This window comes from Brachybacterium netajii (SeqCode), assembly GCF_054114245.1.
The window spans coordinates 28212-50302 of the sequence record NZ_JBSYXB010000004.1; the positions used below are offsets into that span (position 1 = coordinate 28212).

Sequence of the window (22091 nt, forward strand, 5' to 3'; positions counted from 1 at the left end):
TTTCATGTCAGGAGTTGCGCGGGGCAACAAGCTCGATGAGGCGAGGGAGGACGTGGGATGCTGCGTAGTGGTCCAGAATCTCTTCTCGTTCGGTACGGGGAGCGGTTCTCCTGTCAAGGATCGAGATGGCCATCTGCTCTACTGTCCCGCTTAGCCAGTCGCGGGGGTAGAGGTAGTCCGATCCCGCCCAGGCGAGGGAAGCCGGAAGGGCGCCGGAAGCTGCGCCGTCGGCGATCGTGAGGTGGAAGGACTCGAAGTCGGAGACCGAGAGTGCTACGCCGATCTTGCGGTACCACTCCGGCATGTCATCCCCTTGGGGATCGAAGACGATCGCGCCGGGATGCTGTGCGTTGATGTCATCGATGCGCCGGTACTGCTCGGCATACCACTGCATCTCCTCCGGCCTCTTGCTCATCCAGGCGTAGTCCTCAGGCCGCCTGCCCTTGATGAAGAGCCGATACTCAGGGTCTCGGTCCAACAGTCGGATGAGCAGATCGAGTGCCAGGTCGAGTCGCTTGGCTCGCGGGACGATACCTACAAGTCCGAGATTCTTCTCCGAGTCGGAGAACTTGTCGAGCGTGAGCCGAGGAACATCGACACTGTTCGGGACGACCGTCGCCTTGGACTCGGGAACTCCGTGGCTCTCAATGGCAGCGCGTCTGATGAGCTCCCCCACGAAGAAGTACTGATCGACCTTGGCGTGGTTGACTCGGCTGAGATAAGGGCGGAAGAGCTCTTGCGAGTGAACCCGCACCACAAGGCGCTGGGTCGTGCTGACATGCTTCGAATACCAGACGGCGTTGCCGAGACCCCATTCGCAGAAGACGATGTCCGCGCGGGCGAGCAGCTCCTCGGAGCGCTCCTCATCATGCTTGGTGTGGCTCTCCCACTTATCGATCAGAACAGAATGGCCGGCCGCTTCGAGTTGCTCGATGACAGCGCCAGCAAATTTCAGATCGTGGCCGGCGACGACGACGGTTCTTGGCCCGGAAGTTTCGTGGCTCTCTGCGTCGAGGAGCTTCTCGATGCCAGGAGAATCGATGTGGTGGTCGGTGATTGACGCGACCAGGAGCCGGACTGCCCGACCTGTCGAAGCGCGAAGTGCCTCACCGACAGTGGGGTACGACCGCGCGACGCGTGCGAGGACGAGCCCACGGCTCGAGCCGTCGGCCGCGCCGTAGGACGCGAGCGTGCGTCCCTCGGAGGTCTCGTCGGCGATCTCGACGTCGATCCGCGTCCAGTCGCCGAAGCGCGGTGCCAGCAGCAGGTCCTCGAACCAGGTGCGCGGTGCGGGAGCGTCCAGGACGCCGATCCATCGAGCCGTGGCATCGGAGACTGCCGAGGAGTCGAGCACGCGGATGCCGGCGGACTCCAACGGTGCCGTGGCATCGGATGCGCCGCCGGGGACGAAGACCTCCAGCGGGCGGTGCGACTGCGCGAGGACGCCCGCGACGAGGTCGTCATCGGAACGCGTGAAGACGACGGCGTAGGTGTCGAGCGGGGCGGCCGACACTGGGAGACCCGCGGTCCGCAGCAGGATCGTCATGGCGCTCTGCACGGTGTGGGAGCGGTGGACCGCACGCATCTGCCGCCAGGCTTCGCGCACACGAGCCACAGGATCCGTCGACCAAGAGTGCAGCAGCGCGCGCCACTCACGGGCTTCGCGAGAGACAGGGATGAGACCTCCGAAGGTCTCCTCGACGCCACGGCCCGGCCCGGACAAGGCGATGCCACCGCATGCGGCGATCTCGACGACACGCCGCGAGAACATAGACGGCGACTGCAGGACCGAGTTCCCGTTGAGGTGAGCGAGGTGCGACTTGTAGGAGTCGATGACCTCGTCATAGGGGAGCGCGCCGTCGGAGAACTGCTCGAACTCCTCGGGGAAGCGGTACGGCGAGTCGGGATTCGTCGCCTGGCGATCGTAGATCGTCAGGCCGTATCGCGAGGAGGCCTCGAGCATCCGGTAGAGGACCTCGGAGCGCTCCTTGTAGCGATCACCGTAATAGGTTCCCGCATAGGCGACCGTGTGGCGGTAGGGCCGCTCGGTGGGCAAGGGGTTGTGGATCACCGGCTGCGCATAGAAGGGCATCGCGGAGGCGGTGCGGGTGATGGCTCCCGGCGTCGACAGGTAGGTCGGGATCATCGTCGCGTCGGTCGTGAAGACGTGATCGCACAGCGCAGCGGTCGGGCGGAACCGCTTGATGTGGATCGGATCCTCCTTGTTCCAGAACGCCGTGGGGATCCCGAGCTCCCGGGCACGGGCGAGGAGCTCACGGATATCCCGGTGCTCCTCCGGCTCGTAGGCGCCGATGCCCCGGTGCCACTGGCCCCCGTTGCCCTCCCAAGCCGATTCGACGAGAACCAGGTCGAGCCCGGACTCGTCGAGCTGCTCGCGCCAGTGCGCTCGGTCCAGGGGCACCACGGGCATGGACGCGGAGATGGTCTTCGTCGTGAACTCATCGGCGATCAGACCGATGGTGATGGAGCCGATCGCTCGGTGCTCCGCGGTGCTCGTCTGGGTGATGCCGCCCGAAGGCGCCAGGAGCGCGCTGTGCGAGGCGCGCATGGATGTGGCGACGGAGGTCCAGGTGCGCTCGTCGAGAGTCCACAGGCGGGCGGTGCGGCCCAGGTCCCGGCGGAGGTCCTCGTCGGCGATCAACGTCTCGAGCTGGTCGGCGAGGGACTCGACGTCTCCGGCGCGGAACAGGAGCGCGCGCTCCTCGTTCTCCCCGGCGAGGTCACGATGCGGTGCGACGTCGGACATCAGCACCGCCTTCTGCGACGCGAAGGCCTCGAGCGGCTTCAGCGGCGAGACCATCTCCGTCACGGCCAAGGGGAGACGGGGGAGCGGGACGATGTCGAAGGTGCTCAGCAGACGGGGCATCTCCTCCATCGGGAGGCGGCCGAGGAACAGCGCGCGGCAACCGCGGATATGGTCTCGTAGCTCCCTGAGGTTCTTCTCTTCGGCTCCGGAGCCGGCGATCACGATCTGATGATCGACGCCTCGTTCTGTCAGTCGCCCGCTCGCCTCCAATAGCAGGTCGAGACCCTCGTAGCCGACCATGCTTCCGGCGAACCCGATGACGGGGACATCGGTGCGGATCTTGCGTCTCTCCGCATAGCGCGAGTCCTTCGGCAGGGGAGCGAATTCCAATGTGTCTACGGCGTTCGGGGCAACGCGGATCTTGTCTCCGGGAACTCCGCGGCCGATGAGGTCATCCTTGACCTGGCGCGTGATCGCGAGGACTGCGTCAGCTTCCTGGGCAACCAGGGTCTCTAGGTCATGGATGGTGCGGTACTGCTCGCTGCTTTCCCACCCGGATGTCGCCGCGGCTTGGGAGAGCTCCCAGAAGCCGCGCACCTCGTAGACGAAGGGGACGCCGACGCGCCGTGCAGCGATCAGCGCGGGCAGCGCGGTGCGATAGTTCGAGGCCGACTGGATGATCTCCGGGCGCTGGACCAGCGCCTCACGGGTGAAGGCATCCGCAGCCTCGATCAGATAATGATCCATGGGCACTTTGCCGAGGCCTGAACCCGGCAGGTGGATGTACTGGACGTCGTCGAGCTCGCGGACGGTGCGCTCGACGGCGGGCTTGGTCCCATCGGTGCGGTGATCCCAGGGGTAGCCCGCCCGGGCCACGACCTTGATATCGGCGCCGGCGGCCTGGAACCCCTTGGCGACGCCCCGGGTGCGCGTCGAGTAGCCGTTGGAGTTGAACACCGGAGTCGAATGGACGCAGTACATCACCCGATCGGGCTCCGGCAGGAACACGGAACCTTCTGCACGAGGCGGTACGGGGATGCCGGACTCCTGGAGTCGCTGGTCGCCGAGTACCCGCTCAGCGATGAGGCGCTTGCGGTCATCGAGCTGGGCGACGAGAGCAGGATTCTCTCGGAGGAAGGCGGCGGGTGCCTCGATCATCCCGTGGCCATGCCAGCTGCGGTTCACGGCTCGATAGAGGGTCTCCGACGTCGGGTGGATCTCGAACTCGTGGTGGAGCGTGTCGAGGTCGCGCAGGGAGACTGGGAGGGTCGACTCTCCCTCGAACGAAGGCTTCTGGTAGGGCGTCGACGGAGCGCCATCGTCTGCCGGGGCAGACTCAGCTGCCGTCGTGTCGACCGTTGCGGTCCGCTCCGCCGGAGCGCTCGAGGTCTGCTCCGCGGAGCCGCTCCCTGCCGGCAGCTCGGCCACCGCTGCGGCTCCGGTGGAGCCCCCGCCGCGGAAGAGTCTCGTGGGGCTCAGGACCGCCTTGCCCACCTTGAAGGTCCGTGAGCCTCGGACGCGCTCGAGGTCTTCCCGCAGTCGACGGGATTCCTTGCGGTACGCCTCGAGCTTGGCATGCGTCTCGCCCAGCTTCGACGTGAGAGCCTTCTGCTCCTTCGTCGCGGCCTGCAGCGCTTCGCCGTTCTCCTTCCGCTTCGCCTTCTGCCAGCGGGTGGCCTTCTCGGCGGCGGCGAGATCCGAGCGAGTCTGAGCCAGCTCGGCACGGACCGCATCCAGCTCGCGATTCAGGTCCTCGACAGCGGCGTACAACGCGTAGGGATCGCTGACGGCCTCCTCACGGATGAGAGCCTCGATCTCGGCGTCAGAGCGGTGTTCGTCGTCGTGCTTCATGTCCCGTTCCCTGTCAGCGAAGGTGCTGGTCGTCCTGGCGATGGTGAGCTGTCGCGAGGGCTCGCCCTGGAGCACTCTCGCATGCGAGAGCTCGCTGGCGACAGCGGAGGACGCCGCCCCTGAGACGGGGCGACGCCGCGTGCGGCGGGCCGGTCCGCCTGTGACGGACCGGCCCGCGGCGCACTCAGCGCCAGAGGCCCTTGGTGTCGATGACGACCTTCTCCTGGAGCTTCTCCTGGTCGTAGCCCTTGAAGGGGTCATGGTCGACCAGGACCAGGACGATGTCGGCGCGGGCGATGGCGTCGTCGAGCTCGGCGAGCTCCACGTTGCTGCGCTCGGCGAGATCCTTCGGGAGCTTCTCGACGTTCGGCTCCACGACGAGGACGGTGCCCTCGGGGAGGCGCTCGGCGAGATCGTTGGCGATGTTGCGGCTGGGGGACTCGCGCAGGTCGTCGATGTTCGCCTTGAACGCGATGCCGAGGGCGGCGATCGTCGGGGACTTGAAGCGGTCCGCGTGCGCGAGGGCCTTGTCGACCACCAGCTGCGGCTTGGAGTCGTTGACGTTGCGGGCGGTCGCGATGAGCTTCGCGGTCTCGCGCTCGGCGGAGACGATGAACCACGGGTCCACGGCGATGCAGTGGCCGCCGACGCCCGGACCGGGCTGGAGGATGTTCACGCGCGGGTGGTGGTTGGCGAGCTCGATGAGCTCCCACACGTCGATGCCCTGGCGGTCTGCGATCATCGAGAGTTCGTTCGCGAAGGCGATGTTCACGTCGCGGAAGGCGTTCTCGGTCAGCTTCGCCATCTCTGCGGTGCGAGCGTCGGTCAGCAGCAGCTCGCCCTTGCAGAAGCTCGCGTAGAGGTCGCGATTCAGCTCCGCGGCCTCGGTGCTGAGGCCGCCGATGATGCGGTCGTTGTCGACCATCTCGATCATGATGCGGCCGGGCAGCACGCGCTCGGGGGCGTGCGAGAAGTACAGCGAGTTCGGGAGGTTCGGCTCCGTGGTGAACTCCGGGCGCAGCTCGAGGATCACGTCGGCCATGTGCTCGGTGGCTCCGGGCGGGGAGGTCGACTCGAGGACGACGAGCTCGCCGCCGGAGAGCTTCGGGGCGATGCCGCGGGCGGCGGCCTCGATGTAGGACAGGTCCGCGTCGTGGTCGCCCTTGAAGGGGGTCGGCACGGAGACGATGTAGGCGTCGGCCTCGGGGGTCTCGGTCTGCGCGGACAGCTTGCCCTGTGCGACGCAGCCGGCGACGACGGTCTCCAGACCCTCCTCGACGAAGGGGACCTTGCCCGCGTTGATCGCGTCGACGTTGGCCTGCTTGACGTCCACGCCGATGACGGTCTTGCCGGCCTGGGCCAGCACTGCGGCGGTCGGCAGGCCGATGTAGCCGAGCCCGATCACGCTGACGGTGTCGAGGGGGACGTTCGGACTCATCGGATCTCCTGGCGATCGGGGGTGAGGATGGGCGCGGGGAGGACCGCGCCGCCTGCCACCGTAGCGGCTGAGGATTACCTGGGGAACGCTCAGGACATCTCCTGTCACCCATACAACAGTCGTCGGACACCTGCCTGGAAAAAGTCCCGTGCCCCGACTCCTGCTCGCCACCCCGGGTTCACCTCGGCTCCATGCCGGCGTTCCGCCGCCCTGCGGTGCGAAGGGCATCCTGCACTCCGGCTAGAGTCGACGCTCGGGTCGAGGCGAAGGAGACGCATGTCAAGGACCAGGGAACGGGCACCGCGACAGCCCTCGTGGTGGACGGTGATGGCCGCTGCATTCGCGGCGGCGCTGCTCGTCCTCGTCATCATGCTGGCCACCGGACGCATCGCCTTCCCCGGCGAGAGCGCCGGAGCCGGACGCTGGACCACCACAGCCCCGGTCGCCGATCCGACCACGCCCGTCGAGAGTACCGAGCCCGCCGAGGCCGACGACGTTCACTCCCTCCCGCTCACCGTCAGCGACAGCGCGACGCTCACGGTGCCGCAGGACGCCGACACCGCCGAGCAGTCCTTCGACCTCGCCGGCGGCGGGAACTATGTCGTCACGTTGGACGTGTCGACCGTGAAGCCTGCTGACAGCCTTGGAGTGAACATCTTCTTCGGCGCGCGTGTGACCTGCAGCGACGGGACGGAAGGCGGAACCTACACCGCCGGAGGCGCCGAGAACCTGCTGACCGGTGTACCGGTCCGCTTCTCCAACCAGATCCTGCTCTCACCGGAAGAGGATGCGACCTTCACTTGCTCGGTCTACCTGAATGCGCCGAACGATAACGGGGCGTCCAAAGGCACGTCGTTCGACATCGACGTGCAGTGGGGCGTCAGCCAGGTCGAGGGCTACGCATTTCAGGTGCCCGCCAGCGATCGCCTGCCGATGGTCGTCGCGACCGGGTCGCAGGCGCTCGCCTTCGGCAAAGCCGTCTCCATCGACTCCTTGACCTCGAACCGGGTGCACATCATGACGACGCTGAACGTCACCACCTGTTCCGATGAAGGGGGATCCACGGAGAACGGCACCACCTGGTGCACCGAGGACGGGATCGACATCCAGGGCAGCGATTTCGACGTCGAGACCCGTATGGACGTTCTCGCACTCGACGGCACGGTCTGCCAGACGCTCGGCGTCAACGAGCGCACGATCTCCCTCAACACCTACCGGCATCATCAGACCCTCTCCATGGAGACCGGGCTGACGATCCCGGACGACCTGTGCGGGCGCCAGATCCGGTACGCGACGGTCATCGTGAACCGGGGCCCCGCAGCGCTGCTGGTGCACCAGGCGAACTCCTCGATGGTCATCACCGAGAGCGACGTCGACCGCTGACAACGTCGACCGCTGACGAGGTCGGACGGGAGCATCGTCGGCCGGAACGGGTGCTGCGCCGGCGTCAGGTGCGAAGCGCGGTGACCTCGTCCTCGGTGATCGATACCCGCTCGGTGGCGCGCCCCGAGGTGATGTCGAGCCGCAGCTCCCGAGGCTGCGGCTCCACTTCCTCGATGGTCTCCGCGCCGGCCGGGGTCAGCAGAGCGTTCAGCAGGCGTCGCCACCTCGAGACCTGCGGTCTCGGCGGCTCCGCCGGAGCGTCCGGGACGAGCGACTCCGGACCGTGCTCCTCCAGCACCCGTGCTTCCGGCTCGGCCCCGTGCCCGGCCGCGATCACGGCGACGAAGCGAAGGGAGGTGCCACGGGCCGAGGCGGTCACCGCGGTCGCGGGGACGACCTTCTTCCAGGCGACGGAGACCCAGCCGTCGAACGAATCCTGCCGGCCCCGGACCTGCTCGACCTCCTGCACGTCGCCGCCGAGGGCGAGCAGCGCCCGTCGGCCACCGGACGAGAGCCGGACCGGACGCAGACTGCCCGCGCGCTCGCCGGGGTCACCCTCGACCTCGACGTCGGGCCCGAGCTGCCAGCGCTGGAGGGCGCGGACCTCCTCGTCGGCGCGGACGTCGTCGATGACCACGAGATGCTCGCCGGCCCGCGACCAGATCACCCGGCGCGTGAGCTCGACGCCCGTGAAGGAGTCGTCGCGCAGCACGAACTCCTCATGGGTCGCGGTCGCGCGGTGGGCGATGAGCTCGACCACGGCGTCCTTGCGGGGCGTGCGACCGGCGATCGAGACCAGCGAATGGGCGGCGCGGGAGGCGACATGGTTCCGCTCGAGGCCGCTGCCGTACTGGAACTTCCCGAGGTCGACCAGCCAGTTCACGCCGTCGGCCGAATAGGTGAGCGAGCCGCCGTCCGGATGGCCGTGCACGCGCTGCGCGGGCCCGAAGCGGAGGGAGAAGAACGTCTGCGCGGAGAACGGGCGCTCGGCATCGCCCCAGCCGCTGCGGGCGAAGACGTAGCCGGCGTCGAAGACGCGCGTCGTCTCCGTCGGCGCCGTGCCGTCGGCCCCGTCGGTGGTCGCGTGGCGGGTGGCGGGGGCGTCGACCGTCGTCGGGGAGACCGTGTCGGTGTCGCCGATCGCGACGAGCGTCCCGTCGGGCCGCGTCGCATGCGCGATGCCCTCGGGAGCGGACAGGTGGCGTTCCGCGCCCTCCGGGCGGGGCAGGCCCTCGCGGTCGATCCGCGAGAGCGCCTTCTCCCACCACAGCACGTTGTTCACGTGATACGCGGTCGCGCCCTCGGCGTTCATGCCCTGCTCGTCGTACTGCTCGCGCAGCAGCGCGCCCATCCGCTCGAGCGCGAGCTCCCACAGGCGCTCCTCGCCGAGCACCCGCCCGCACACGAACAGCGACTCCTGCTGGTGCAGGGCATGGTTCGCGCGGCCCATGTGCACCGGATCCGCCAGATGCTCGGCATGCACGCGGATCAGGTCCTCGAGCCGGTCCAGCAGCTCGGGGGAGCGCTCGGCGACCATCGGCGCGGCCAGGCACAGCTGCTGCGCGCGGATCCCGTCGGACATGTCCGTCCACGCCCACGGCGAGGCCGGGGCGTCATGCGGGTTCTTCGCCGCCCAGTCCTGGATCCAGCGCAGCCACAGCGCATAGGCGGCGTCGTCGCCCTGGGCGGCGGCCCGACGCAGCGGATCCAGCCAGCGCAGCATGTGGAACTGGAAGCACCAGTTGCGGTCCGCGAAGGGATCCTCCTGCCAGGTCGGATCCTGCGGGAGGCGCCACTCCGGATGCGGGGACATCCGCAGTCGGCCGGCCTTCAGCAGCGCCACGTCCTGGGCGCGGAAGCCGACGGCGAGAGTCTGGCGCCGGGCGGCGCGGAGATCGAGGCTCATCGGGGCGGGCGCGTCGTCAGCGCGTGAGCTCGGCGTACTCGTCGGCGATCAGCCGGGCCAGCCGCTTCCAGTCGCGGTGCTCGACGACCCAGTCGCGCGCCTGACGGCCGAGCCGCTCGCGCAGGGAGGCGTCGTCGAGCAGGCGGGCGAGCTGCTCGACGAGGGAGTCGACGCTGCCCTTCTCGTGCAGGAGCCCGTTCAGGTCCGGCGAGACGATCTCGGCGAGGGCCGCGACGTCGGAGGCGAGGACCGCCTTGCCCATCGCCATCGCCTCGAAGGGCTTCAACGGGGAGACGATCTCGCAGACCGGCAGCGGCAGGCGCGGGAACGGGGTGATGTCCACGAGCGAGTAGTACCGCTCGACGTCCTCGTGGGGGACCCGTCCCGTGAAGGTGACGACCCGGCTCAGGCCCGTCTCCTGGACGAACAGCTTCTGCTGCTCGAGGGCGGCGCCGTCGCCGACGATCAGCACGTGGAAGTCCTCGCGGGTGCGGGCGAGGATCTGCGCGGCCTCCATCAGCAGCGTGATGCCCTCGTAGTCGAGCACGGAGCCGACGTACCCGATGACCGTCTTCCCGGTGACGCCGAGCTCGGCGGCGAGCTCCTCGTCGCGCGGGATCGGGGTGAAGCGCTCGGAGTCGACGCCGTTGGGGACCACGGCGATCTTCTCCGCGTCGACGCCCCGCTCGATCATGACCTCGCGCAGCGCCTCCGTGATCGCGACGACCTTGGTGGCGCCGCGGGCGGCGTCGGCCTCCATGCGGGCGAGATAGCGGAACTTCTCGCTGTCGGCCCAGTCGGGCTCGCGGGAGGCGCGGGTGATCTCCCACAGCCCGCGGACCTCGTAGACCGAGGGGATCCCGAGCTCGTTGGCGACCTTCACGGCGGTCAGGCCGTTCCAATGGTTCGAGGCCGCATGCAGGATCGCCGGACGCTCGACCAGTGCGAGCTCCTTCAGATGCTCGGCGTAGCGCTCCGTGTAGTAGAACAGCGGGTTCTTCTTCTCGATCTCGCGGCCCGCGAGCAGGCGCCGGTAGTCGACCTCGCCGACGACCTCGTGCAGCGGCACCGACGGCATGTCCGCCTTGCCGGGCATGTCGTACGGGTAGCCCAGGCGCGTGACCCCGTCGACGTCCCAACCGATCCGGTTCAGCTCCGACAGCAGCCCGTGCGTGCGCGTCGCATAGCCCGCCGAATGGTGCGGCAGCGAGTTGTGCAGCAGATACAGCACATGGTCCGTGCGCGGCGCGTAGACGGGCTCCGCGGCCTTCGGCGGGAACGGGAACCCGGAGGCGGCGAGCTCGACGTTCGAGAACAGGTTGTGCTCGTACTCGTCGATCAGGGACGCGGCCCAGCCGTCGCCCGGGACCAGCCGCTGGTAGGCCTCGAGATAGCCGACCATCGTCGCCCGCGGCATCGTCGAGCGTCCGCGGCGGATCGCCCGACGCAGCGCGTTCATCGGCACCGCCTTCGCCTCCGCGTCCTCGAGCAGACCGAGGGCGAGCTCGGCATCCCCGCGACCGAGGGCGACCGTCAGATGCGCGCGCCGCACATCGTTGTCGCCGAGGCCGTCGCGGACGTCCTCGAGGGTCTGCGGCGTGAAGGCGTCGGCCTCGTAGGCGGCGTCGATCGCGACGACGGCCCGGTTCACCCGGTCCGTGCCCGCGCCGATCGCCGCGAGAGCCTTCGTGAGGCGGAAGGGGAGGGCGAAGTCCAGCGCCGCCCGCTGCTGCGCCGGCGCCCCGGCGATGTCCGCGGCCAGACGCTCGAGCGCCCAGTCCCGGCGCGAATCCGGATGATCCAGCTCGCGGACCAGATCCAGGTACAGCTCGAGGGCATCGGGCTGCGCGCCGTCCTTCGCGAGCGACAGCGCGAGCACCTCCTCCGCCGTGCCGCCCGCCGAACGACGCACCAGATAGCGCGCGTACTCGAGCATCACCGTGACCTCGAAGCCCGACCGGGCGACCACATCCCGCAGGCCCGCGAGGGCGCGCTCATGCGTCGGCGCCTCCTTCGCGACCCGCCGCGCCTCCTCGAGGAGCGCGAGCCGCGCCGCCTCCTCGGGCGCGACCGGGCGGCCCTTGCCGGGCGCGCCGGAGCCCGGGGTGCCGGGGCCTGAAGCGCCGGCACCTGGAGCGCCGGCGTTGCGGGACGGGGCGGCGAGGCCGAGGGCGCGGCGCACGCGACCCATCCCGGGGATCCTGCGGGCAGCGCCCGGTGCGGTGCTGCGGCGGGAGCCGTCGGGGCTCATCGGGCGACTCCCCGCGGCGTGGCGATCGCGGTGGCGGGCATCGACGGCATCCTGGCTCCTCGGGCGCGGCAAGCACCGGCGGGCGCTCCCGCCGGACCCGACAACCGTACCCGGGCGGGACCCGGACGGGCGCGCGATCGTACCCGGGCGGGCGCGCGATGCCGCCCGTCGGCCGCGGCCGGCGTCCGTGGTGCCCCCGCTAGGATCTCCCCGATCCTGAAGGAGGCGCCGATGTCGCTCGTCGATCCCGATTCCCGCTGGTGGCGGTCCAACCTGGTGCGCAGCATGCTCGCGCAGACGATGGCGATCATCGGCGTCGCGCTCGCCTATCTCGGCAACGCGACGATGCTCGGGCAGTGGCAGTCGCTCGGGATCGGGGACCTCGGCCTCGGGCATCTCGGGGAGACCATCGTCCGCGCCGTCGGGATCCTCGGGCTCGTCGGACTGTTCGTGTCGATCCCGCTGGTCGTCGGCGGCACGCTGCTGCACGGATTCCTCGTCGACGGCGACGGTCCGCAGCCGGTGCTGCTGCGCTGGTCGCTGCCGGGCTACTTCATCGCCTCCGGGCTCGGCCAGCTGACCGGCGCGATCCTCACCGCGCTGAGCCCGTCGGCCTACGGCGGCGGACAGGTCACGATGTACATCATGGCGGTGGTCTTCTGCGTCGGCGGCGTCGTCGCGATCATCGTGATGGAACGGGTCCGCGCCCGCAGCGCCGCCACCGCCCACGCGAGCGCCCGGACGAAGAAGCAGGGCGTGACCGCCCGCGGGACCGTCACCCGCGCCAAGAGCTACACGCGCAACGAGGTGGCGGTCACCCGCGTGACCGTGCGCTTCACCGACGGCGACGGCCAGACCCGCTACCACCGGGAGACCCTCCTGGGCAACCTCTCCGTCGGACGGCCCGTCACCGTGCGCTACTCGCCCGTCGACCTCGGCCGACGGGGCGCCGTCATCATCGAGGAGCGCTGACCGGACCGGCCGGGGGCTCCGCGACGAAGGCGCGCACCTCCGCGGCCGACGGGATCGCATCCTGCGCGCCGGGTCGCATCACCGTCAGCGCCGCCGCCGCGGACGCCTCTCGCAGCGCCTCCTCGATGCCCCCGCCCCGCGCGAGCCGCGCCGCCAGCACCCCGCAGAACGCATCCCCTGCCGAGGTCGAATCCACCGCCGCCACCGCGAACGCCGGCTGACGATGCGGCGGACGCCCCCGCCGATGCAGCACCGCCCCCTCGCTCCCGACCGTGACGACGAGCGTCGGGACCCGCTCCAGGAGCGCGCGCACCGCCGCGTCGAGATCGTCGCCGCCGCCGAGCGCGCGGGCCTCGTGCTCGTTGACCACGAGCACATCCGTCGCCGCGAGCAGCTCCGGACCCGGATCCAGCGCCGGTGCCGCGTTCAGCACGAACAGGCTGCCTGCGGAGCGCGCCGTCGCCGCATGCAGCACCGTCGCCAGCGGGATCTCCAGCTGCGCGAGGACCACGCGCGCCCCCGCCAGCTGCGCGAGCGCCCGCGGGGAGCGCGTGCTCGCCGCCGCGTTCGCGCCCGGGACCACGACGATCGCGTTCTCCGACGCATCGTCGACGCTGATCAGCGCCAGACCGCTGCTGCCCGCGACGGTCTCCGTCCCCGACACGTCGATCCCGTCGGCCGCGAGCGCCTCCCGCAGCGCCCGCCCGTCGGCGTCCTCCCCGACCGCACCGACGAACCCGACCGCCGCCCCGCCCGCCCGCGCCGCCGCGACCGCCTGATTGCCGCCCTTCCCGCCGGGGGAGCGGCTCGCCCCGCGCGCCAGGACCGTCTCGCCCGGCGCCGGGATCCGCGCGACCCGGACCGCGAGATCCATGTTCACGCTGCCCACGACCAGCACGTCGACGGTGGGGGCGGTGGGGGTGGCGGAGTCAGCGGGGTCGGTGGGCTCGGCGGTCATGCGGCGGGTCCTTCCGGGGGCGGGGTGACGACCGGGCCAGTGTCGCACCCGGGCTGGGCTGGGCCGGGGTGGCGGGGTGGGGTGAGCTGGCGGGGTGGCGGGGTGGTGGGCGTCTGCGAAAGGGATCTCAGCGGCACGTGCCCTGCATATGGCAGGGCACGTGCTCCTCACGTCCCGTTCGTGGACGGGCTCTCCGGGGATCGGTGGGAATCAGGGGGCGAGGCGGGCGAGGCAGGGCCCGGCGGGTCGGTGGTTCGGAGGTCCGGCGGTCCGGCATCTGGAGCGGGACGCCGGACCGGCGGGCTGTCAGAGGGAGGAGTCGATCAGGCCGTCGGCGTTCGTGTTCTGTCCGGCGATCGGGGTGTAGCGGATCGCCGTGACCATGACCGGCTCGTTCACCGCCCGCACGCCGATCGTGCGGCCGAGGAAGCCGCCGGCGACCTCGGTCGAGAGGTAGCGGCCGTCGATGCGACCGAGCTCGCGGGCGGTGCGGCCGGGATCGGAGGCGGGGTCGTCGAAGGCGCCGGCGGTGTGATCGGTGCTGGTGCTGGTGCCGGTGCCGGGGGTGTCGATGACGGTGAAGATCAGGTCATCGGGTCCGCCATGCGTCGCCTCGACGGCCTCGATGCGGAACGTCGGAGCAGCGCCGAGGGGGACCTCGTCAAGAGTGCGCAGCGAGGCCGGACCGATCTGGACGTGGAGGAGGGCGCGGCCGTCCTCGACGCGCAGCTCGGCATAGTGGGACTCGTCCATCCGGAGGCGGACGGCGGCACCCTCCGACGCGGCAGCGAGATCGGCTTCGTAGCGCCAGGCGAGATCGGTGGCGCGCAGGGCCAGCATGGACGGGGCCCGGTTCGCCGTCTCCGCCGGCGAGATCTCGACGCCTTCGCCCGGGACGATGCGCGTGAAGTCCGCGAGCGCGGCGCCCGGCGAGGTGAAGCGGAGGGGGAGCGTGGGGCCGGTGGCATCGAGGGCGAACGCCGTCGGAGTCGGGACGAAGGAGAAGGCGTCGGGGACGACCGTCGGCCAGGCGTCGTCCGACCACTCGATGCCGGCGACGAAGGTTTCACGGCCGTTCACGTGAAACATCGGGGTGCCGCCGCGGGCGCGAACCGCCAGGTAGACCATGGCCCAGGAGCCGTCGGCGAGCTCGACCATGTCGGCATGGCCCGTGTTCTGGACGGGGAAGACCGTGCTGCGGCGGGTCAGGATCGGGTTCTGCTCGAGCAGCGTGAACGGGCCATCGGGCCGGGGTGCGCGGGCGATCGACACGCAGTGCCCGCGCTCGGTCCCGCCCTCGGAGTACAGCAGGTAGAACCAGTCGCCGCGGCGGAGGATGTGCGGACCCTCCGGGTAGGCCATCCCCGTGCCGTGGCAGATCGTCGCGGGCTCGCCGATGATCGTCCCCGCCTCGAGATCCACGCGGACCTGTGCGATGTCCGGCGCCGCAGGATCATTGGAGCTGTAGGTGACGTAGCAGGTGTCGTCCTCATCCCAGAAGAGATCCGGATCGATGCCGATGATCCCCGGGATCACACGCGCCGGACCCCACGGCCCCTCGATCGAGGGCGCCGAGGTCACGAGCTGCCCGCCGCCGCCCGAGACGTCCGTCGTGATCATCCAGAACAGGCCGTCGTGGTGGCGCAGCGTCGGGGCGTACACGCCGCCGTTCGCCCCGGCCCGGCCCGCCGGGAATGCCGGGTCATCGGTCAGCGCATGACCGGCGAGCTCCCAGTGCGTCAGGTCGGTGCTGCGGAACAGCGGCACCCCCGGGTGGTACTCGAAGGACGACGCGGCCAGGAAGAACTCCTCGCCCGCGCGGCAGATCGACGGATCCGGATGGAAGCCGGGGATGACGGGATGCTCGGCGGAGGAGACCTCGGGGGAGTGCTCGGCGGGGGCGGGAGCGGTGGGAGCGGTGGAGGCCAGGGGCATGGGGGCTCGGCTCGATTCGGGGTGCGGGGTGCGGGGTGCGGGGTGCGGGGTGCGGGGTACGGGGTACGGGGTACGGGGTGGGCGGAGGGTGGGGCGCTGAGGCGCTGACGGCACTGATTTAAGCGCATAGATTCTCGTTTGGCCACCCCTCGGGGCGACGAGGTCCGGCAGATCGGGCGGATCTGGGGGTGGCGGTGGGGACGGGTGGCAGCGAACGGGCGCTCAGCGGCACGCGCCTTGCATATAGCAGGGCAGATGCTCCTCACATCCCGTTCGTGGACAGGCTCGCAGGCCATCGGCGAGAGGAGAGGCTGCGGGGCACGCGGAGGGAGGCATCGGCAGGGTCAGCCGGGTCAGGTGGGTCGGCCGGGTCAGGTGAGTCAGCCAGGTCGACAGGTCAGGCGAGTGGGTGAGGTCGAGCAGATCGAGCCGGTTGACCTGGTCGGCCTGGTCGAGCCGGTATAGCCGGTCAGGCCCTGCAGCCGCAGCTCGCGCCGAGGAGGAGGGTTGCCGGGAAGGTGCGGTGCTCGACCTCGAGGGAGGGGTCCTCGATGCGGGCGGCGACCATTTGCACCGCGGCCCGGCCGATCTCCTCCATGGGCTGGCGCATCGTCGTCACCGTGGGGGAGGAGAGGCGCCCGGCGAGGATGCCGTCGAAGCCGGTGACCAGCACGTCCTCAGGGACGCGGACCCCGGCGGCGGCCAGCTCCTCGAGGACGACCAGGGCCTCCTGATCGGTCGCGCACACGATCGCCTCCGGCAGAGAATCGGCCCCGGTGGCCCCGGTGGCCCCGGCGGCCCCGGCGGACGAGTCGCCGGAGAGCAGTCTGGCGACCGAGGCGCGGGTCAGGTCCTCGAGCCCGGGACTGCTCTCGAGCGGGACCGGAACCTCGAGACCGCGGGAGCGGAGCACGGCGGAGAAGGCGCTGAGTCGAGCGTTCTGCTCGGGAGAGCCCGAAGGCCCGAGATAGGCGAAGCGCCGGACGCCGTGGACGTCCAGCAGGTGCTCGACGAGCTCGGTCATCGCTCCCGCGTTGTCCACCGAGACCGTGTTCAGCCCGGGCGTCGCGACCTCGCCGCCGAACTCCACCACCGGCATCCGCGAGAGCACGTGATCGATGCCGGAATCGGGCATGACCTGGGCGAAGGCGATGAGGGCGTCGACCCGTCCGGCGACATCGACCACCGGGGAGAACCCGAGATCGGCCTCTGCACCGGATCCGGCATGGCCTGCGCCGGTTCCGCCGCCGGCATCGGCGGTCGAGCGGCGGCCCGTGCCGATCATGAGGGCGAGACCCCGGCGCCTGCACTCGAGCTCGATGCCGCGCTGGACCTCATCGGCGTAGAGCGGGAACAGCCGGGCGGCGGTCACGACTGGCGGCGGACCGGTCAGCGTTCGGCTATCGGCGGCTGCAGGAAGCCCCGTCCCCGCGGGATAACCCGCTACCGCCCCCGTGGGACGACCGGCCTCCGCGGCAGCGGACGAGGCATCCTCGTCGTCATCCATCAGGTACTCGAACGCATACAGGCCGATCGCGCCCGTGCGGCCCTTCGCGAGACCGCGGGCGCTCGCCGAGGGGACGTAGCCGAGCTCGGCGGCGGCCGCGCGCACGGCCTCGATGGTCGCGGGGCGCACCTTCTCCGGCTTCCGGAACGCGAAGGACACCGTCGCGATGGAGACGCCGGCGCGCTCGGCGACGTCGTAGACGGTGGCGCGCTTGCGGGTCACGGGATCTCCTCGATGGTCTGCGGTGCCGCCATCCTCGCGGGGTCGTGCCGATGTGCGGCGTCATCGGCCTCGAGGCTGGGGCGAGGCAGGTCATGAACCATGGGGTCAGCGTAGAGCGAGCAGCGGGGATGCTCACGGCTGTGGAACCCATTGCCGATGCGAAGCGATCGCTGGTCCCTGAAGCGGACCGCTCACCGCTGCGGACCGCTCACCGCTGCGGAGCGACACCGCCCTTGCGGCGCACGTTGTACCCGATCCGATAGATGTCCGGCATGTCGATGCGGCCGTCGGTCCGGCGGGTGAGAACACCGATGCTCTCGAGGTCGTCGATGACGCCGGGCCAGCCGTCGCCGGCGTGCGCCGGGGGAAGCGATTGCGAGGCGGATGCTGCGACCGCGTCGAGGGGACCTCCCAGATGGGCTTCGGAGAAGGTGCGGATGACCGCGTCCTCTTCGAGCGGCACCACGCTGCCGCCGAGGGTCTCGACGATCGGACTCACCCACGGAAAGTCCTCGCTGAGCTCTGCCACCCGGCTTTGGGAGGCTGCACCGATGCCTCGCTTGATGCTCTCGTAGTGGAGCGCGAACGGGAACGGATTGTCCTCGTAGCGAGTGGAGGAGTCCTGCGCGGCGAACTCCATCGCCTTCAGCAGGGAGCGCGGCGATGCCGCGCCCTGACCATCCGCCAGGCGGCTGATCGTCCAGACATAGGGAACGCCCCGGCGGTAGCCGGTGCCCATCCTCGGCCCGGCGAGTGCGCCGAACAGGTCCCGCAGAGTGGCCTCCGTCGGGCGGCTGACCTCCCAGATGCCGTCGTTCTCGACGAACGGAGACCCTCCAGGGATGTTGGTACCCAGGTCCCGCAGCAGTGCGCCGCTGTCACCGGGAGTGTTGATGAGTCGCTTCCAGAGCATCCCGTGCAGGTCCTCGCGACGCCAGGAGAGACGTGCTTCCGTCGCCTTCAGCTTCGAAGCGTCCGGGAAATCGTGAATCGTCCGCGCGTACTGGTCCTCGCGGAGGAACACCTTGATGTGGAGATTGTTGAACGGTTTGATCCACAGGGCTGTCATGAGCAGCTCGCGGGCGATCTGATCAGCGGCATCCCAGTCGGCGGAGATGCGATCGAGCGCGTCGAAGACGATGAGAGCGTGGGTGCCGGCATCGGAGAAGCGTCGCTGAGCAGCTGCCATGTCTCGGGCGACGCTCTCGGGCGCTGACGCGACCTTCTCGACGCGTGACGACCATGAGTCCGCCGCATCGATGCGGAGAGGGGATTCTGCGCCGGCGAGCAGGCCATGGACGACGGTGCGCCAGACATCTTCGGCGTTGTATCCCTGCTCCAGCAGCTGTGCGAAGGTTCGTCGATCGGGATAGGCGGCGATGTCCTGCAGCTCGCTGTGCCCGACGAGGACCTCGGTGGCATTCAGGTCCCGGTTCACCGTGCCGAGCCTGCGGCGGACCTGCACATCGCGCAGAGCCGAGGTCCAGAAGGTCTTCCCGGTCCCGCGCCCGCCGACCACGAGAGCGGCGTCGAGTCGCAGCGCACGATGGTGCGGCTGCGGGGCGAAGAGGTCCGTCGACCGAGCTCGACCGTCGGTGAGGTCGCCGGAGAAGGCGTCGAGGAGCGCGCTGCGGATCTGATGCGGGTCGGGCGACGTCATGTCGCTCAGCTTCTCATCTCTTCCCCGGGGTCCAGAAGAATCTCCACACCCTCGAACAAGGAGTCGAAAACGAGAGAGAGCACCGTGTTTACGCAGGCAGAACGGCTGGCCGCTGTCAGCCTCAGGCCTCACCCCACCGCCGCGAAGCGGAGGACGGTGACCGTGCCCGGATCGCTCGTCACGGCGAGCGACTGCGCGGACGAGAGCGGGGCGTCGGCGTACTCGCCGGCCAGCGCGGCCGGCGCCGTCAGCGTCGAGGCCTCCGTGTCGAGGGCATCGCCCGCGAGCCGGGAGCCCTCGGCGAGGGTCCAGCTCTCCGGGGCGTCGTCGGGCAGACCGGTGGGCGCGGAGAGGTCGACGGCGATCGCTGCGTCGGTGCTCGCCGGATCGCGGAGGTCGACGATGACCGCGGTGAACGAGCCGTCGTCGCCGTAGACGCCGTGGACCATGACCGTGCCGTCGCCGGAGACCTCGGGCGTGAGGACCTGCCCGTCGGGCAACGTGCCCAGCTGCATGAGGGAGAGATAGCTGGTGCGGCCCTCGGTGATCAGGCCCGGGTTCTCGAGGGGGCCGGTCGCGCAGATCGGGCTCATCGGGGCGCCGCCGCGGCAGGCCTGCAGCGTCGAGTGGAAGGCGATGCGCTCGGCCCCGGACTCCGCCGCGGTGAGGGTGTAGTCGCTGGTCCAGAGGGCCTGCGCATGCGTGCGGGATGTGGCGTTGGTGCCCGGGCAGGACGTCGGCCCGGTCTCCTCCATCCACAGCGGCAGATCGGCCTCGGAGGCGATCCCGTCGGCCATGCCGATGATCTCGCGGGCGCGCTCGCGCAGCGCTGGGGAGGTGAGGTCCTCGACCGTCGGGTTCGCGATCGACGAGTCCGGGCCGTCGCAGTCCCACAGCGGATACCAATGCATCGTCAGCGCGGTCGTCGTCGGCAGATCGGCGGCGAGGAAGGCGCGCATCCATGCGGCGTCGTAGGCGCCGGGGCCGGCGATCGGGATGCCGGGGGAGGACTCCTCGAGCGCCGTCGCATACTCCGCGAGCGACGCCTGATAGGCCTCGGTGCCCCAGGACTCGTCGCGCACGGCGAGCTGCATCTGGTTCTCGTGGAAGAAGCCGTTGGGCTCGTTGCCGATCGCGACGGCGAGCAGACGCTCCCCGAAGATCTCGCGCGCATGGGCGGCCATGTCGGCGGCGCGCGCAGGATCGTCGTGGCCGAGGTCCAGATCGATCGTGACCAGGGCGTCGACGTCGTCGGCGACCGCGGCGACGCGCTCGAGATCCTCCGGGGTGACGACGACCTCCGCCCACGCCGGCGCCGGCTCGTCGGACGAGGTCCACCACATCCGACGATCCACCCCGTTGCCGCCGAAGCGCAGCGCCGGCGACCCCAGCTCCGCGAGCATCAGCGTCAGGTTCGAATGCTCCGCGTCCCACAGCGGCGAGGCCAGCTCCGTCGCGTCGAAGCTCAGCCCGATGGTGCCGCCGATCGGCGCCGCCCCCGCCTCGAGGGCGAAGGCCGCGGTCACGGTCTCGCCGTCGGCCTCCGCGAGCGGCGCGAGCACGAGCGGCCCCGGATCGGCGTCATAGCCGGGCAGGTCCGTGAGCGTCCACGGATCCGGGGCTGACGCCCCGTCGGCCCCCGCATCGGAACCGCCGTCGGAGCCCGACGAGCCCGCGGACCCGGAGGACCCGTCGCCCCCGCGGAAGAACCCGCCCTCGCCGAACAGCGCCGGCGGGAACCCGCTGGCCGTGCCCGCCATGAACAGCAGCAGCACGACGAGCGCCGCCGATGCCGCGATCGACGCGGCCGACGGTCGGGGCCGAGGGCTGCGGTCGGAGCTCACTCGAGCCCGATGAGCTTCCCGCTGCGGGCGAGCTCCGGATCCGTGCACGAGGACAGGTCGAAGCAGCAGGGGCGGCGCTTGCCGTGGCGCATCTTGTCGATCGACACCTCGACCCGCTTCGCGCGGGTGGCCTCGCTGCGGGTCGCGCCGACCCAGCGGACCCACTCCCAGCGGGCCATCGGCGTGATGTCCGCCCAGGTCGCCCGGATGTCCGGGGCGGCGTCCAGCGCGGCGCCGAGGTCCGCGGGGACCTCCGGCTCGGGCCAGGCCTTCGTCGGCGTCAGGGAGATCTCGACGGCGTCGCCGGGGGAGAGGGCGAGGGCCGAGCGGAGCGCGTCGTCGAGGTTCAGCCAGTGGCCCTTGCGGCCGTCGGGCTCGACCACGAGGGCGAGCTCGTGCCCGTTCAGCACCGCCTCGGCGGCGACCTGCCCGCGGGAGGGCAGCTGCGCGGACGCCTCCGCCGGCAGCGGGACGATCAGGCGCTCGCCCACGCGGACGACCTCGGAGGTCGCGGTGATCGGGGTCGGGGGTGAGGATGCGGTCGATGCGGCCATGGCGAGCTCCTCGGGCGGTCTGGTGGTCGGGCGGTCGGGCGGCGGTCCGGTGACGGGCCGACGGGCGGACCCGTCGGCGTCGGGCGCCGTCCAGCCTACGACGACGGGCCCGCGAGATCCGGCGGGTCGGGCGACCCGTCGGACCCGGCGGGCTCGTCGGCGAGGGATCCGGCGCGGAGCCGGCGCGGAGCCGGCTCGCGGGGGACCGGCTCAGGCGACGACGGTCTCGGGTGCGGCCTCCGGCGTGCGCTCGGCGCCGAAGGCGAAGGCGCGGACGATGTTCACGATGCCCTGGATGATCAGCGTGATGCCGAGGATCCAGAACAGCACGAGCACCGCGAACAGCGGCGAGAACAGCAGGACCAGGCCGGCGAGGATGCTGAGGATCGCGAAGACGATCGGCAGGGTCTTCGAGGTGTAGTCCTTGACCGTGGTCAGGGCAGTGATGCCCTCGACGATCCACATGACGCCCACGAGGAACCCGAGGAGCACGCCGAGCGTCGCAGCGGTCAGGCCCAGGTTGGAGAAGGCGACGATGCCGGCGATCACGAAGATCGCGCCGAGGACGATGTGGCCGACGCGCGACCAGCCGCCCTTGTACTTCGAGAAGATCCCCGAGGCCGCGTAGACCAGACCGGTGACGATCGCGTACACGGCGATGATGCCGGCGACGAGCATCGCGGTCTTCCCGGGCCACACGAGGATGAGGATGCCGACGATCAGCGCGGCGACGCCGCCGATGCCGAGGGCGATGCGGATGGCGTTCGTCGCGGACTTCGCGAATAGGGACTCGGACATGGGGACCGCCGATCTGTGGGGCGCGAGGAGGACCCGATCCGCGGG

The 22091-nt window shown here is 70.5% G+C and carries 13 protein-coding genes; 2 read left to right on the forward strand and 11 right to left on the reverse strand.

Features of this window, described 5'->3' with window-relative positions:
* Positions 1-7 precede the first annotated feature (7 nt).
* Together ACXET9_RS09370 and wecC are read right to left on the reverse strand one after the other, a co-directional pair.
* Entirely contained in the window at positions 8-4618 is a 4611-nt protein-coding gene (locus ACXET9_RS09370) for a glycosyltransferase (protein WP_457886309.1), read from the reverse strand.
* A 184-nt stretch (positions 4619-4802) separates the two neighbouring features.
* Positions 4803-6056 carry a UDP-N-acetyl-D-mannosamine dehydrogenase gene (gene wecC / locus ACXET9_RS09375; protein WP_457886310.1) on the reverse strand — a complete coding sequence of 418 codons (1254 nt, stop codon included), beginning with the start codon at positions 6054-6056 and terminating at the stop codon, positions 4803-4805.
* Positions 6057-6383: 327 nt separating this feature from the next.
* On the opposite strand from wecC, the gene ACXET9_RS09380 reads away from it, so the two are divergent.
* On the forward strand, positions 6384-7439 hold the full coding sequence (locus ACXET9_RS09380; RefSeq protein WP_457886311.1) for a hypothetical protein: 1056 nt from the start codon (positions 6384-6386) through the stop codon (positions 7437-7439).
* Positions 7440-7503: 64 nt separating this feature from the next.
* Here ACXET9_RS09380 and ACXET9_RS09385 read toward each other — a convergent pair whose 3' ends face one another.
* Positions 7504-9345: a heparinase II/III domain-containing protein gene (locus ACXET9_RS09385; protein WP_457886312.1), complete on the reverse strand. Its 1842-nt coding sequence runs from the start codon at positions 9343-9345 to the stop codon at positions 7504-7506.
* Between the two features lie 16 nt (positions 9346-9361).
* On the reverse strand, positions 9362-11596 hold the full coding sequence (locus tag ACXET9_RS09390; RefSeq protein WP_457886314.1) for a glycosyltransferase: 2235 nt from the start codon (positions 11594-11596) through the stop codon (positions 9362-9364).
* A gap of 231 nt (positions 11597-11827) precedes the next feature.
* On the opposite strand from ACXET9_RS09390, the gene ACXET9_RS09395 reads away from it, so the two are divergent.
* Positions 11828-12568: a hypothetical protein gene (locus ACXET9_RS09395; RefSeq protein ID WP_457886315.1), complete on the forward strand. Its 741-nt coding sequence runs from the start codon at positions 11828-11830 to the stop codon at positions 12566-12568.
* Here ACXET9_RS09395 and ACXET9_RS09400 read toward each other — a convergent pair.
* The 7 genes from ACXET9_RS09400 to ACXET9_RS09430 all read right to left on the reverse strand — a co-directional run bounded on the left by ACXET9_RS09400 (position 12552) and on the right by ACXET9_RS09430 (position 22046).
* Positions 12552-13526, reverse strand: a complete 975-nt coding sequence (locus ACXET9_RS09400; protein ID WP_457886317.1) for a ribokinase — start codon at positions 13524-13526, stop codon at positions 12552-12554. The two genes, ACXET9_RS09395 and ACXET9_RS09400, sit on opposite strands and share 17 nt — an antisense overlap.
* Positions 13527-13832: 306 nt before the next feature.
* Positions 13833-15461, reverse strand: coding sequence for a family 43 glycosylhydrolase (locus ACXET9_RS09405; protein WP_457886318.1), 1629 nt, complete (start codon positions 15459-15461; stop codon positions 13833-13835).
* 469 nt (positions 15462-15930) lie between these two features.
* Positions 15931-17190 carry a LacI family DNA-binding transcriptional regulator gene (locus ACXET9_RS09410; RefSeq protein WP_457886319.1) on the reverse strand — a complete coding sequence of 420 codons (1260 nt, stop codon included), beginning with the start codon at positions 17188-17190 and terminating at the stop codon, positions 15931-15933.
* Positions 17191-17398: 208 nt separating this feature from the next.
* On the reverse strand, positions 17399-18709 hold the full coding sequence (locus tag ACXET9_RS09415) for a hypothetical protein (RefSeq protein WP_457886320.1): 1311 nt from the start codon (positions 18707-18709) through the stop codon (positions 17399-17401).
* Between the two features lie 269 nt (positions 18710-18978).
* Entirely contained in the window at positions 18979-20694 is a 1716-nt protein-coding gene (locus tag ACXET9_RS09420) for a hypothetical protein (protein WP_457886321.1), read from the reverse strand.
* Complete coding sequence (locus ACXET9_RS09425; RefSeq protein WP_457886322.1) at positions 20691-21248, reverse strand: YdeI/OmpD-associated family protein; 558 nt, start codon at positions 21246-21248, stop codon at positions 20691-20693. The genes ACXET9_RS09420 and ACXET9_RS09425 overlap by 4 nt, the downstream gene beginning before the upstream one ends.
* Positions 21249-21458: 210 nt before the next feature.
* Complete coding sequence (locus ACXET9_RS09430) at positions 21459-22046, reverse strand: HdeD family acid-resistance protein (protein WP_457886323.1); 588 nt, start codon at positions 22044-22046, stop codon at positions 21459-21461.
* Between the last annotated feature and the right edge of the window lie 45 nt (positions 22047-22091).